Origin of the sequence: uncultured Porphyromonas sp., assembly GCF_947254915.1 — a bacterium.
In the GTDB taxonomy this organism is placed as follows: domain Bacteria; phylum Bacteroidota; class Bacteroidia; order Bacteroidales; family Porphyromonadaceae; genus Porphyromonas.
The window spans coordinates 1-15,335 of record NZ_CAMYEZ010000043.1; the positions used below are offsets into that span (position 1 = coordinate 1).

A 15,335-nucleotide genomic window follows, 5' to 3' on the forward strand; every position below is an offset into this window, starting at 1 on the left:
CACCTTCTCATGCTTCTGCACGGCAAAGTACTCAGCTGCCGACAGAGCCATATCGGGGATTAGCAGACGCTCCACGGAGGGGTCTTCGGTCGTATTGATAAAGCTCACGATACGATCCAGTGCGCCCGCATTGCTAAAGGTCTTCTTGTAGTAAAGGTAGTCATCGTTCGTCAGACCCATACCGCCAAGGATGATCTTGTCGCTCTCGGCACGAAGTGCTACGAGTGCCATCACCTCGTTGAAGGGTTGGTCAGGGTCTGCAAAGAATGGGATCTTCTGTCCCGTCACGAGCGTGTTATTGAGGTCGATACCAGCGATACCTGTGGCAATCAGCTCGGAGGGCTGGTCACGACGCACAGGATTGACCGAAGGTCCACCGATCTCTACATCTTCGCCCTCTAGCTGTGGACCGCCATCGATAGGCTCTCCGTAAGCGTTGAAGAAGCGCCCAGCCAATTGGTCGCTCACCTTGAGAGCTGGTGCCTTGCCGAGGAAGATAACCTCAGCATTGGTCGGGATGCCCTCAGTGCCTGCGAAGACCTGTAGAGTTACCTCGTCTTCATTGATTCTAACCACCTGAGCGAGCTTGCCATCGATTGTAGCTAGCTCGTCATTACCCACACCCGTAGCGTGGAGCATACAGGTAGCTTTGGTAATGTTGGTGATGCGTGTATATATCTTTTGAAAAGCTTGTGTAGCCATTGTGAGACGTTAGATGCTAGAGGTTAGATATTAGAGGAGGCGTGCGTAGACTGCTGCTCGATCAGCTGCTCGTACTGCTGCTGATACTTTTTGAAGTCTTCACTCTGAAACTCCGAGTAGTTCATCTGCTTGAGGTGGTTGATGAGCGTCTTGAAGAAAGTGCTCACCTCGTTGAAGTCCTCAAAGTTCAAGTCCGTGTGACAGATCTTGATTACTCTGTCGAGCATATACTTCTGGCGCTCCAGGGGCGTGTTGCAGTCGATATCGTCAAAGGCATCCTGCTGTAGGATCACAAAGTCTATCAACTCAGACTTCCAGAAGATAACGTGGTACTCTACGGGGACACCATCATCACCGAGGATGTTGATCTGCTCTGCGATCTCCTTGCCACGCTGCATGCGAGTCTTGATCTCGTTTACCTTGTCTAGCCAGTCGGAGCCGAGGTCTGCCGTGATGTACTCCTTGAGCTCGGGGTACTCTATATATTTAGAGTAACTGTCGATTGGGTTGACAGCGGGGTAACGCTTACTATCAGCGCGCTCCTGCTCTAGAGCGTAGAAGCATCGAGCCACCTTCTTCGTATTCTCCGTGACAGGCTCCTTGAGGTTACCACCTGCTGGGGAGACCGTACCGATGAAAGTCACAGAGCCCGTCTCGCCATTGTTGAGATAGACGAAGCCCGCACGAGCGTAGAAGTTTGCCACGATAGCCGACAAGTCCATCGGGAATGCGTCTGGTCCAGGGAGCTCCTCTAGACGGTTCGACATCTCACGCAGAGCCTGTGCCCAGCGAGAGGTCGAGTCCGCCATGAGTAGTACTCGGAGACCCATCGAGCGGTAGTACTCAGCGATAGTCATAGCCGTGTAGACCGAAGCCTCACGAGCAGCCACTGGCATGTTACTCGTATTAGCGATGATGATCGTACGCTCCATCAGCTTGCGTCCCGTGTGTGGGTCTTCGAGCTCAGGGAACTCGGCAAAGATCTCCACCACCTCGTTAGCACGCTCACCGCAGGCAGCCATGATGACGATGTCAGCCTCCGCCTGCTTAGAGATAGCGTGCTGGAGGACCGTCTTACCCGTACCAAAAGGACCCGGGATAAAGCCCGTGCCACCCTCTACGATTGGGTTTAGCGTGTCAATGGTTCGTACGCCCGTCTCTAGAAGCTTGAAGGGACGAGGCTTCTCGCTGTAGACCTGGATAGGTACCTTGACAGGCCAACGCTGGATCATCGTGATATCATGCTTCTTGCCCTCAGCGTCGACGATGACAGCGATCGTCTCCTCGACAGTGTACTGACCCGCCGGCTTGACACTCTCGACCGTGTAGCTCCCCTTCATGACGAAAGGTACCATGATGCGGTGTGGCTGGTGATTCTCGTCCACCTGCCCCAGCCACGAGCCAGCCTGTACCGTGTCGCCCGCCTTAGCAATAGGCGTAAAGTCCCACTTCTTAGTCGTGTCTAGTGGATGGGTGTAGTCACCTCTCTTGAGGAAGACACCATCCATCTTGTCTAGGTCGTGCTGCAGACCGTCATAGTTCTTAGAGAGCATACCTGGTCCCAGAGTCACCTCAAGCATGTGCCCAGTGAAAGAGACCTTGTCGCCCACCTTCATACCACGAGTACTCTCGAAGACCTGTACATATACGTTTGCACCGATCACCTTGATCACCTCGCTCATTAGCTCCACCCCGCGTACGGTGATGTAGCATATTTCATTTTGCGATACGGGACCATCGACCTCTACCGTGACGAGGTTAGAGACGATTCCTTTTACCACACCGTTTGTCATTGTATCTATTATTTCTTTTGTTTGCGTTTGAACTCCTCTAGCGAGGTGGTGCTCTCATGCTTGAGCTGAGAGACTATCTGACGGAAGACTTGCTCGCCCGTCTCTTCGTTGAGTGATACCCAGCGCTCTAGGATCTCTAGCTCTAGGTAGTAGGCTAGGAGATACTCTATGTCAAAGGGCTTGGAGAAGGTATGCTCCTCCAGCCAATCCCAGCGAAGCCGATCTATCAGCTGCTCGCGACGAGCGATGTCCTCCTCGCGACTGATATTGACCAACTGCTGTATCTGAGGAAAGAGCTCCTCCGTAATGCTAAAGTCCGCAGCCTGCGAAGTGCGCAGATGATGCTGCAGCGTGCCCCCTCCGATGATATACTCCTTAGGGTCAAAGCCTAGCTGCCGACTCGTGTAGGCGGCTAAGATGTTCTTGATGTTAAGGTTAAACTCCGCCCACTCAGCTACGAAACTATTCTTCTGACCCATCAGATAGTCGTAGTACATCGCTATGAGCTTATCCTGCTCTAGGCGTAGCTGCCAGATCGTGTAGGGCTCCTCCGCCTGCTGTAGCTCCTCGCGCATCTCAGCTCGCTCCTCGGCAAGCTCCTCCTCCAGCTCGGGGTCGGGGAGACGCATCTCAATGTACTCCTTGATGAAGTCAGGTAGCTGCTTCGTGCGGGGCCGCTTCGTGCGCTGCTGTATAGCTATGATATAGTCAGCCAGCTCCTTGGCGTCGATTGTCTCTAGGGGCTCTTTAGGCTCCAACTCAATCTCTGAGGGGTCGTCCTCCCAGTGGATAGAGTCGTCCGAGAGCCACGCATTGATCGTCTCCAAGATCTGCGGTAGCTCCTGCTCCATGAGGAGTAGGTCTAGGAGACGTCTGTCACGCTTGGTGAGCTCCTGTCGTAGCTCCGCCTGCAGCGCATCCGTTTGTATCGGTAGCTTGCGGTCGTCTACACCAATGTTTGGCAGACCTGCGATGGTAGCGTAGTACTTTGCCATAATGTCGTCGCTATAGGGTAGGCGAGGCGTCTCTGTAGGTGGCACCTCTATACCTTATATATAGCTTTCCTTAGAAAAGCTCCTCCACAAGACGAGGACGTAGGAAGCTCTTGAAGAAGTTGACAAACTCCTCCTCACCGAAGTTGACCTTGTACGAGCCATCAGCAGGTGCTACGGAGAAGCCTGCACCCTGCGTCGCTCTCATACGAATCGTCACCTGACCGCTATCTAGTAGTGCCTTAGCGTTGCCGAGCATATACTTCTCCAGCGCCTCAGCGTTGGCCGTCTCGATGACCATTGGCTCACCGACCGTCCATTGCTGTACGATGGCAAGCATCAACTTCTGCATAAAGTCCGCATCAGTCGTCATCGCCTGGACATTGTCGCGTACGATGCGATCGGTCAGACTGTCTGCGATGGTACTCTGCGTAGAGCTAACCACCTGCTCAGCGTATAGCTTGAGCTCAGACTGGGTGTTTTTGGTTAGATCCGCTGCTTGACGCTGGGCATCACTCACGATGCGCTGTGCCTCGGCTTGTGCGGTAGCGATCATCTCGTCGCTCTGCTGCTTAGCCTTAGCTAAGATCTGAGCAGCCTCTTGATTTCCCTTTTCTACCCCTTCATGGTAGATCTTATCGGTGAGTTCCTTAATCTTGGAGTCCATCTATATTGTAGTCTATGTTTTAGCTTGGTCTGTAGAGCGTACTAGTAGTGAGCATCTGCGTGGGTGTACGCCCTTACAGTCGCAAAGGTAATAATTTGCTCCAATAATTACAACGCTTCAACCTTACAAAAGCGAAAAAGTCTTTGTCAAAGTAAGGGTAGGGGGCGACTAGAGCTGGTACTTTGTGGTGGTGAATATCGATCCTCACGGAGGAATCTGCAAATAACTCGCTGGAAAACGAAAATTCCCCACAGAGGGGCAAAATAAAAGTTCGGAAGAATGAAATGAAACTTCGGAAGAAAGATTTCGAAGTTCCGAAGAATTTGTCCGTTCCTCACTGAATAATCAGAAATATCCACGGAGTGAATCGCAAAAATCCTCCGTGGAGTCTTAGGAAACGTCGCTTTACATGGTTTGTTGATTGTGTAGAAATAAAAAACAACCCGTGTCTAAATGAAAAAATATAGCTACCTTAGTCGGCGTAGTGGAGAGCCTAGTGCTCCCTTTACACTAAACAATCACTCTAAATAGTAACCCTATGCTTAGAAACATTACTCTATCCATTTTTCTGATTGGAGCTCTCCTCTGTCCCAGTCTTACGAAGGGACAAGCTTACCAGCTCTCCAAGGTCTCTGGCACTAGAGACAAAAAAGAGGAAATCTACAAATACTACTATACGGATCGTATCCTAGACTCTATTACCACTCAGCAAGGAGGTCGCTGGATGCTCAAGGAGGTCCCCAAGTACGATGCGTCTAAGCGACTAGTCCAGCTTGACGAATGGCAGTTTAGTAGCTATAAGAAGCAGTGGTATCTAGCCAATCACTATGACTATAAGTACAATGACAAAGGTCTTCTAAAGTTATACACCAAGAGTGTCTACTATGGTACAGAGTACAACGCTCTAGAAGACCATGAATACAGCTACGATAATCAGGGCCGTAAGAAGTCCGTTGAGGTCTATGATTATAGCAAAGACATGACCATACGTCGCCTTGATTATAGCTATAACGAGCAAGGACTAGTCAGCCGTGTCTCAGACTACAAATCAGTGTCCTCTGATGGCCTAGCTGAGGCTATACGAAGTGACTACAGCTACACCGCTGAGGGACAGCTCTCAGAGGTCAAAGTCTATACCCTTCAAGGCTCTACCCTCAAGCTTGATAAGACTAAACGTTATCAGTACGATGCCGATGGCGCATGTAGCAAAATGGAACTCTTTGAGGTTGGTATCGACTTCCCAACAGCTATTTACAACTATACCTCTGACAAGTCGTTGCTCCAAGCAGACTGCTTACCTTATGGCTTTCCGCAAAGTTACTTCCCAGAGGTACCTGTAGATCGTTATGCTCGTCTCTCTGAGCAGATCCTGCTTCTTGATATCAACAAAAAGGAAAACGAGCATGCCAACTATACCTATAGCTATGAACGACTGGAGGCTCCAGCTACAGACAACATCGTCTCATGGACTACGACGCTTCAGTCTGGTACGAAGGGACACATTGGTGTTGCCTCCACAGAGGCCTTTGAGATTGACTGGGGTGATGGCAACTTTATCTCTTACCAGGCTGGAGACTTTGCTCAGATTACTAAGCGCAAGGAAGGAACTATCAAGGGGTCACAGATACGCATCAAGGGCAATCCTCTGGCTATTACTAAGCTTAACCTAGCGCAGCAGGGAGTCTCTGAAATAGACCTCAAAGCCCTGACAGCACTCAAAGAGCTTTACCTCACGGAAAATAAGTTGTCCGCCATAGACCTAAGCAAGCAGACTGCTCTGCAGCAGCTCTATATAGATAAGAACAGCCTTAGCGCGCTCGACCTCTCTGCTCAAAAGAAGCTGACACTCCTGAGAGCCAATGTCAATAAGCTATCGACACTAGATCTGTCGCACAACTCTCAGTTGAAGAACCTAGTCCTATCTGATAATGAGCTGAGTCAGCTAAATGTCCAGAACCTCACAAACCTAGAGGAGCTACAAGCGGACCAAAACAAGCTGACAGAGCTAGACATTACGAAGAATGTTAAGCTGACAGATCTAGACCTAGACTTTAACCAGCTCACATCACTAGACCTGCAGCACAATGCTGAGCTCACCTGGCTATATCTAGAGAGCAATAAGATCACCAAGATAGATCTCTCGGCACTAAAGGCTCTCCGCAATCTAAACCTTGCTTCAAATGCTCTAACTACCATTGATCTAAGCCATAATACGAGCCTAATAGAGCTCATACTCAATGGTAACAAGATAGGTCAAGTAGATATCACTCCTAACACGTCAATCTCTAGACTTCATGTCTCTGCATGCGGACTGAGCGCCTTAGATGTAAGTAAGCAAAAGCGTCTGTCTACCCTAGAGGCAAACGATAATATGCTGACGACGATCAATCTAAAGATCAACGATCGACTGAAGATACTAGAGCTCTCCAGCAATAAGCTCCAGACGATAGATCTCTCGAAGAATGTCAAGCTGACGAAACTCTATCTAGACAACAATCAGTTTGCACAGCTCAGTCTCTCTGGGCTATCTAAGCTTATCATCGTATCGCTGCATCACAACCTGCTAGACGCAGATCAGCTCAATGCAATTTACGCAGCTCTACCAGACCTCAGCGCTATAGCTGTTGATCCAAACATCAAGGATCATAAGAAGCTCTTTGTCTATGAGACGCCAGGAGCAGCTACAGCTCATCACGCCACGGCTACCGAGAAGGGGTGGCTCGTAGAGTCCAAAACTCCCGAGGGCGTTGGCATCACCTTGACGACAGCAGATGACGGCATCAAGCTCTATCCTAATCCAGCCACAGACTACCTCTGTGTAGAGGGCGCCAAGGCTCACACGTCGATGGTGCTCTACACATTTGATGGACAGGTTGTCCTGCAGGCAGAGACAGATGCTCAGGGTGCCGCACGGCTAGCTCTCGTCGGTCTCCCCAATGGATACTACTGCCTGCAGATTGCAGATCGTATGCACAAGATTATAGTAGCGCAATAGTACTGTCGCCATTAGGCGCTTAATGAATTAACCGAGAGGACCTATCGTCAGACAGGTCCTCTCGTTGTATTAGCCCTTAAGTATTTGGAACCTGTAGTTCCTACTGATGAAAATAATTGCTCATGGGAGGAGCCGTGTCAATGCCCTCGTAGTTACCTTGCAATTGGACGTGAATTTGCCATCGGCTATACCCCCTACACTGTGCGTGATCCACTCCATTTTATTTGAGACTGTTGCATAAAGGCGAATCGCTGTGTTGCTTTCGGGATTCGGCTTCGGTCACATACGGAGGTATGCTCCCTTCAGACCTCACCCTCAGCGCCTTGCGCTTCATCCTTTCTGCAAAGTCAGGACAATCTTGCAAGCAAGATTGTGAGACTGTTGACTTTTGCAACAGTCTCTATTTGCTATACCTAAGACTGTAAAATACCTAAAGATAGGGTTGTAGAGTGCCTGTAGGCTCTCTAACTTTGCAAAGAATTTCGGCGGGGGATGACTTAACTTGAGCACATGCTCGCTGAATCTAGAAGTTTCTAAAGCATCAAATAAATCAATCCTAAGACAATGAGAATACCTAAGGTAACATCAATCACACTAGTGCTGATCGCCTTGTCCGCCCTCATACTGGGTGGCTGTAAGGAAGATCCGAATAACCTAGATCCAAATAAAGGCACACAGTGCAAAGTAACTGTGCAGCTGGGGCTAGACAAGGAGGTCGAGCTCGCCAAGCTCATGCTCACCGTCACCGATAGTCGCACGCTCAAGAAGAGCGAGACGCAGGTCGACAAGAAGAGCCGTACCGTAGAGCTTACTCTCGACAAGGGTACCTATAGCTTTGCCGTATCGGGTGAGACTGTGGATCACCGCACGCTCGTGGGGGGAAAGGAAAACGTCGTCATCAGCGATGCTATGACTCTCTCCATACCTGTCCAGATAGGTGAGGCTCCTACGCCTGAAAAGTCTCATCTCATCTTCGGTGACATCTTCTTCAATGGCGAGACCAATGCTCAGATGATGCACCCAGATCAGTACTTTATGATAGTCAACAATGGGGAGAAGACCGAGTACCTCGATGGCGTCTGCTACGCTGTGACAGCTCATGCTAACCCAATGCCAGAGTCTCCCTGGACTAAGTATCTAGCAGACAAAGGGGAGCTACCCGTGGGAGGTATCTATCAGTTCCCCGGGAGTGGTAAGGAGTATCCAATCAAGCCTGGAGAGTTCAAGATTGTTGCTGCGACGGCTATCAATCATCATACCGAGGATAAGCCAAACTCTGTAGACCTCTCAGGAGCTGACTTTGAGTTCCTCTTCCCAGATGTAGAGCGTAATGGCTATAAGATTACAGACACGGACAATCCTGATGTACCCAATATGAATATCATCGTAGACGCCTTCTCTAGTACGGGTATCGCATTTCCTAGAGGCTTTTGGCCACCACTCCTCTTTAAGGTGGAGGGCGATCTAAGTGCATTCCTTAAGGATCATGTCATGCAGGTGACTAATAAAAAGGGCGAAACGGAGAACTACTACACCATCCCTGTAGACCTTATCCTAGATGGCGTGGAGACGGGTTGCGAAGGACAGTTCAAGACGCGTGCGCTACCGATTACGGTTGACAAGGGAAACTTCTACGTGACGGGCTGCCACCGTCAGCAACTAGCACACCGCAAGACGGAGATGCGCAATGGTCGCACTCATTGGATCGATACTAACAACTCAACCAACGACTATGAGCGTGTACAGGGGCAAAACGCTTATCCTAAGAAGTAAGAGACTCGCTAAGCCCATCACATCTTAATTATCTACCGTAGGGGGGCGTGCATAGATACGTCCCCCTACCTAACCTTACTGACCGCACACACACTATGGCTATGCTACACAGACATACGCTATTGACGCTTATCACGCTTTGGCTCTTGCTCCTACCTGAGCTTAGCTTTGCCATGTCGTATACGACTTCTCCGCCAGCAATCGGCATCACAGGACGTGTACGCAATGCTAAGGACCACGCTCCTATCGGATGGGCTACAGTAGGGATCAGCGAGACCAATCAGGGTGTAGTCTGTGATGCTGATGGTCGCTTTACCCTGCCTCTCCGACAGGGGGGTACCTACACACTGGTAGTGCGCTGTGTCGGCTTCGCTCCATATAGTCGCACGCTTTCGGTCCAGGGGCTAGAGCAGCTTGACATCTCCCTACGTAGGCTGAGCATAGAGCTCCCTGAGGTGGAGGTGCTGGGTGCCTACCGTAAGGACAAGAGCGAGGTGGTCATCGGTCAGGAGGCTATGCAAAACATACAGCCCGTCTCGATAAAAGATATCTTGCTCCTACTCCCAGGTGCTGTGACTACGACGCCTGGCATAGGAGACTTCAAGGGGGTGACCAATCGTCAGGTAGGACAGGACGATAACAGCTCCCTCGGCACCTCAATCATGATAGATGGTGCTCCTATTACCAACGATGCCTCTCGTGTGCAGATGCAGGGGCTGACTAGTATGAGTCGCTTCTCGACCTACCTGCCAGATCGGGTGGTCACGAGGCGTAGCTCGCTCAACTCGGGGATAGATCTGCGTACGCTCTCGACCAATCACTATGACCGTGTCGAGGTAGAGCAGGGTATTAGCTCCGCCTCCGAGGGTAATCTAAGTAGTGGAGCGATCAAGCTACACCCTAAGCGTGGTGTGACGCCCTGGGAGGGGCGTGCTAAGGTAGATCCGCTCTTCAAGTTAGCTTATATAGGCAAGGGTATAGCTCTCGGCTCTACGGGTTACAACAGTCTACACATTGGCGGCGATGTGGTGGACTACCGAAGTGATCCTAGAGAGCGCCTAGAGCGCTACACAAGAGCTACAGCACAGCTCTCCTACGCCTACCATAGAGACCTCGGTGATACTGGAGGTGTGCTAGACGTGACCGCTACGCTACACCAGACCGCCTCTATACAAAACAGTCGCACGGACGAGCTGGTAGAGCAGCAAGATGAGCGATACAATACAGAGTACTACCGCACGACACTGGTGGCTAATGCTCGTTGGGCGCCTCAGCTCTCGTGGCTTAGGACTTTGTCGTGGAGATCGACGGTGGACTATACCTACGACCTCCTCAGTCGTAAGTATCTCTATCTATCTGGGCGAGGTCCCGCTGTCATGCCTATCAGTAGGGAGATGGGACTACAAGAGGGTGAATTCCTCCCGACCTCTTACTATGCTTACTACAAGATGGACAATCAGCCCTTAGCACTTCAGACCACACTATCGGGTGAGAGTCCTATGGCCTGGCTGGCTCCTCTACAGCAGACACTACTATATGGTGTCGACTACTCCATTGCTAAGAACTGGGGACGAGGTGCCGTCATAGATCCTTCCCGCCCTCCTTATCCTGGTGACAATACGTTTATATGGGTTCGCCCTAACTATGCCATCCCAGCGCTCTCGAGTATAGCAGCCTTCCTAGAGGATCGGCTCTTCGTCTCATTAGGTAGTCACCGCATAGATGGCAATGTGGGACTACGTGCCACGCAGATGCTCAATCTACCGCACAACTATCGTCTAGCACACGAGATACTACTCGACCCACGCATCAAGCTCTCGTGGACCTATACGGCACCTTCGGGCTTTGCCACGGCTGTGCGCCTAGGATATGGTGTGGCTCATAAGCTACCCACGCTAGACTACCTATATCCAGACAACGTCTACCGATACTTCTCCGCTCTTAACGCCTACTACAGCGACCCTAAGAGAGACCACTTGATGACTTACGCGATCAAGCACGACCCCTCCAACCCTAATCTAAGGGCTATGAGCAATGAGAAGAAAGAGATCGGCATAGATCTCTCTTATCAGCGCTATACGCTCGCTGTGACGCTCTTTCGGGAGGATATGAATAGCGGGTACGCCTATGCTCCAGCCTATTATCCGATCACTTATCCTACCTACCGCCGTCCTATCGGAGGCTCGCTCCCTGCTGATAGGAGACCTGTCAAGGAGGACTTCTATGAGGACCTTTACCAAGACTTTACCTCTCTCTCAACGGTGCAAAACTCTGAGCGCACGGTGAAGCGTGGCATCGAGTACCGTCTGCGGACTCCTTACTTTAAGGCTATCCGTACGCAGTTTGAGCTCAATGGAGCTTACTACCACACGCTATACGCCTCTGCTATACCCGTTATGTACCGTCCGGAGATTATCGAGTTCGACGTTAAGTACCCTTACGTAGGTATCTACGGCAAGGGGGATCATCGTCACTATCACCGTGTCAATACCAATCTATGGGCTACAACGCACATCCCCGAGTGGGGGGTGATACTGACCAACTTCTTTCAGGTGATATGGTTTAGCAAGTCTTACTATGGGCGTGAGCAGAGCCCTTACCCCTATGAGCTGATGGATCTGAATGGTCGTAAACTACCTGTCGGTGAGAAGGAGATCGCACAGATGAATGACCTCTCCTCTCCGATGCGCTATCTCAATAGATCTCTGGACGAACTCTACTATCGGGCGAATATAAAGCCGATATCTGTGCGTATGAGCTTCAAGGGTACGAAGCAACTAGGCGAGCACATCCGGCTCTCATTCTTTATCGACAACATTATAGACATCTCTCCGAAGTATCTGCAGAAAGACAAAACGACGGCTCGTGAGTGGGTCGTACCTTACTTTGGACTAGAGACCTCCGTAAAGTTTTAGCACACTATGTATCTACACGCCTTCACCCACTCCTCTCTATCTATCCGTAGCTTCGCCCTTTGCTTACTACTGCTCGGCTATGTAGCGGCAGCAAAGGCGCAGATGCCCGCTTCCCCCTTTATCATAGGGCAGGGAGAGGTCTATAGCTCTGCGCTCCAAAGGTACTATGAGGAGATCACACCACGAGTTGAGGATAAGCTTGCTAAGGTACGCTACACAATCCCAATGGAGATACCGCAAGACACGACCTATGCTCTCGTGGGACTACGGAGTAACTACCTCTCTCAGGACGGGGTCAGAGCTCCTTACGAGGGAGCTACGGAGACGGCTGGAGAGCTACTGGCGATGGGGGTGGCAAACTTCAAGCATCGAGGTCGTCTCAGTGGCTATGTCTCCGTAGGCTTAGGCTATCAGGGCGCGATAGGTTACTCAGCCATACGACAGCCTGAGTACTACCTACCATACCTTGTCGCTGACACTTCTGGCGGTGCCTATCGCTACGAGCATTATATCGCAGGCGCTCTCTATGCGCTCAGACGAGGTGCCTCAGAGCTGGGCGCTGGGCTACACTTCGCTGGGGAGATAGCCTATAAGTACGAAGACCCTCGTGTCTACAATACGACTGGTACTCTCCAAGCGACTCTAGGCTACAAGCATCACTTTAGCTCGCTAGATCTATCGGCTACGCTACATGCGCTCTATCATCGTAAGTATATGAACTTATGGCTCTGGAGACCCTCACAGCAGGACAAGTTCCCGCTAACGTACGGCTTTGGGATGGTGGATGTGCAGAATACTAAAATCTTCTTTGGCACCTCTCGTATGCACTATATGGGTGGTGTGGCAGTAGACCTACTATTAAGGAGTAGACAGCGTGAGCTCGGAGCTCCTCACTATACGCTCTTACTCTCTGACCAACTCTACAAGATGCGGACGGAAGAGTCGTCCGCTGCTGGGCTCTTCGGACTCCTTAATAATAATGTGAGACTGCTCAGTAGTGCAGGGTGGGGAAGATGTACTTTGGCTCTAGAGAGTAGCATACTACATCGTCTAGGCACCGAGTATATCTATGCGACCCATCAGCCAGACCAAGAGCATCTCACGATCACAGATCTACGCCAGATCGGTCAGCGACAGACCTATCAGCAGGCAGATTACGACGCTCAGCTCAGAGGACGCTACCAGATCCCTCTCTCCTCTAGGCATCAGCTAGCTCTCTCCCTCGGCGGGGGCTATCACTATCATCAGGAGCTTTACAAGGGGAGCTCTAATCACATAGACTATAGTGTCGTGAGACCCTGGGCGGGCTGTGACTATCGGTACAGCGATCGGCTCTACACGGCTCTCTCCGTGGCGTATCGTCTACCGCTCTCATCGACCTATGTCGTGGAGCGTGGCTACAAGGATCAGCTCGACTACCAGCTGGCTTACCTGCCTCTACTGAGTAAGCTCAAGTCTGGTCTAGAGCTTAGATGGCACAGTCAGCTATCCATCTCACTGCCACGTAGCCAAGCGATGACAATAAGCGTGGATGCCTTCTACGCTCCTAATCGACTAAGCACAAGACGACCTCTCTACGAGGGTAGGCCGACTACTTCCTCGGGTATATTTAGCCATCCAGAGCTAATCGGGGAGCAGGCTCGCTCCTACGGACTCCTCCTCTCCTTGACTTACCGTATCTAATTCCTTTGCTTCTGCTCGTCACACCTACGAAGAGCGATTACTAATCCAATAAACCAACTATAAGCTATGCACAAGTATATACTCTACTTCGTCATACTCCTTCTACCGCTGACAAGCTTTGCTCAGCAGCGCGAAGCCATCAAGATTACGACAGACAAGAAGATAGGCGAAACCATTACCCTCAATATCATTGCCAATGGAGATATCACCATCGAGGGACTAAAGGGTATATACGACCCAGCCGAGGATGTCTCTTATGAGGTCTTGTCTCAAGAGATTACTTTCACAGGACCGATCACTGACTTCAACGCCAATGGGTGTGGCATTACAGACATAGATTTGTCTCGCGCCTTGTCGCTGGAGTGGCTCGCGATCAATGACAATAAGATACGCAAGCTGAACCTATACTACTGCGACTATCTAGCGCAGCTCCAGTGTGCTAACAATCTTATTAAGGAGTTAGACCTCACGCTAAATGAGCAGCTACAGCAGGTCTTTGTGGACAATAACTATCTCAAGCAGCTAGATCTAAGTAACTGCCCACAGCTCTCCACGCTCAATTGTAGTGGCAATATGATCTCCACACTAGACTTTGCTGATTGTCCCTTCCTCAACCAGCTCTTCATCTACTCCAATAGGTTTATGGCCGAAGGGATAGACAGCCTCATCGCTCATCTGCCCAATCTGACACCCAATGCACAGCGAGGCTCCATCGTGGTCTTAAGTAAGGTGGATCCTTATGAGCAGAACACTATCACCCAGGAGCATATCGACCAGCTACAAGCTAAGGGCTGGACCGTCAAGTGTCGTACAAGTAGTGACATCTACCAGTCCTATGACAAGAGTCTCCCCATAGATCGCTCAGATCTCTCCTTTACGACCTTTTATCCAGAGATAGAGCTCGGAGAGCCTATATCCTTCACCGTACGAGTCAAGGAGGGAACGGAGCTCCTCATGCGAGGGGTTAAGGGGGAGTGGCGCAATGGAGAGCGCATCCAGTATATACTAGATAAGCCCGCCATCACAGTGCGAGGTGCTATCGAAGAGATCGTAGCTGACAGCTGTAAGATATCAGCTCTCTTTCTGGATCAGCTACCTATTGCTACCCGTCTAAGCTTTGCGGGCAATCAAGTAGAGGAGATGTGCTTTAGGATTATGCCGAGACTGCGCTCCTTCATCTGTAGTCAGGGGCATCTATCAGAGGTGCTCGTGCAGCAGATCGTAGACGGGCTACTGATGATCCCTGAGGCGGAGAGTCCAGCTATACTAGGTATCTATGATGACTCGGTAAGACCTGAGACGAATCAAATGCGCCCCAAGCAAGTCGCCGAGGCTAAGGCTAAGAGATGGCAACCCTCCCAGTGGGATGCTTCCTCTCACACATGGATACCCTACGAGGGTGATCACAGAGCATGCGAAGCTCCACTTCAGACGGAGCCTTACCAGTGTTTTGTCGAGGGAGCTGGCATAAGGGTCAGAGGAGCAGAGCTACCCTACAAGACGCTCACCATCTACACGCTAGATGGTACACAGCTCTTACAGACTACACTCACCCACACCGATAGCTACATACCTCTATCTAAAGGTGTGTACATATTGCGGATAGGTAGTAGTAGCTGTAAGCTCATCATCTGAAGTTGAATTTTAAATCAAATATAATCTATGACAAAACGAATACTTTACCCGATTGTCTTTGCCCTGCTTCTCCTCTTGGGAGGATGGGGCAGTGGTACCCTTCTACGCTCCTAACCGACTAACCCCAAGACGACCTCTCTACGAGGGTAGGCCGACTACTTCCTCGGGTATATTTAGCCA

Annotated in this window: 8 protein-coding genes and 1 pseudogene; 5 read left to right on the top strand and 4 right to left on the bottom strand. The window is 50.6% G+C overall.

Annotation, left to right across the window (positions count from 1 at the left end; all coding sequences use genetic code 11):
• The 4 genes and pseudogenes from Q0X57_RS04030 to Q0X57_RS04045 form a co-directional block, all read right to left on the bottom strand.
• A pseudogene (locus Q0X57_RS04030) lies at positions 1-702 on the bottom strand (V-type ATP synthase subunit B); the annotation flags it as partial.
• A 23-nt stretch (positions 703-725) separates the two neighbouring features.
• Positions 726-2,495, bottom strand: coding sequence for a V-type ATP synthase subunit A (locus Q0X57_RS04035; protein WP_297728014.1), 1,770 nt, complete (start codon positions 2,493-2,495; stop codon positions 726-728).
• 8 nt (positions 2,496-2,503) lie between these two features.
• A complete protein-coding gene (locus Q0X57_RS04040) occupies positions 2,504-3,490 on the bottom strand; it encodes a DUF2764 family protein (RefSeq protein ID WP_297728017.1) in 987 nt (328 codons plus the stop codon).
• Between the two features lie 70 nt (positions 3,491-3,560).
• A complete protein-coding gene (locus tag Q0X57_RS04045) occupies positions 3,561-4,154 on the bottom strand; it encodes a hypothetical protein (protein WP_297728019.1) in 594 nt (197 codons plus the stop codon).
• A gap of 538 nt (positions 4,155-4,692) precedes the next feature.
• On the opposite strand from Q0X57_RS04045, the gene Q0X57_RS04050 reads away from it, so the two are divergent.
• The 5 genes from Q0X57_RS04050 to Q0X57_RS04070 all read left to right on the top strand — a co-directional run bounded on the left by Q0X57_RS04050 (position 4,693) and on the right by Q0X57_RS04070 (position 15,155).
• On the top strand, positions 4,693-7,149 hold the full coding sequence (locus Q0X57_RS04050) for a T9SS type A sorting domain-containing protein (RefSeq protein WP_297728022.1): 2,457 nt from the start codon (positions 4,693-4,695) through the stop codon (positions 7,147-7,149).
• A 564-nt stretch (positions 7,150-7,713) separates the two neighbouring features.
• Complete coding sequence (locus Q0X57_RS04055; protein ID WP_297728025.1) at positions 7,714-8,922, top strand: DUF4876 domain-containing protein; 1,209 nt, start codon at positions 7,714-7,716, stop codon at positions 8,920-8,922.
• 101 nt (positions 8,923-9,023) lie between these two features.
• Entirely contained in the window at positions 9,024-11,837 is a 2,814-nt protein-coding gene (locus Q0X57_RS04060; RefSeq protein ID WP_297728028.1) for a TonB-dependent receptor, read from the top strand.
• 6 nt (positions 11,838-11,843) lie between these two features.
• The gene (locus Q0X57_RS04065; protein ID WP_297728031.1) at positions 11,844-13,520 is read left to right on the top strand and encodes a DUF6850 family outer membrane beta-barrel protein; all 1,677 of its coding nucleotides are present in this window, start codon (positions 11,844-11,846) and stop codon (positions 13,518-13,520) included.
• 66 nt (positions 13,521-13,586) lie between these two features.
• Entirely contained in the window at positions 13,587-15,155 is a 1,569-nt protein-coding gene (locus Q0X57_RS04070; protein ID WP_297728033.1) for a hypothetical protein, read from the top strand.
• The last annotated feature ends 180 nt before the right edge of the window (positions 15,156-15,335 follow it).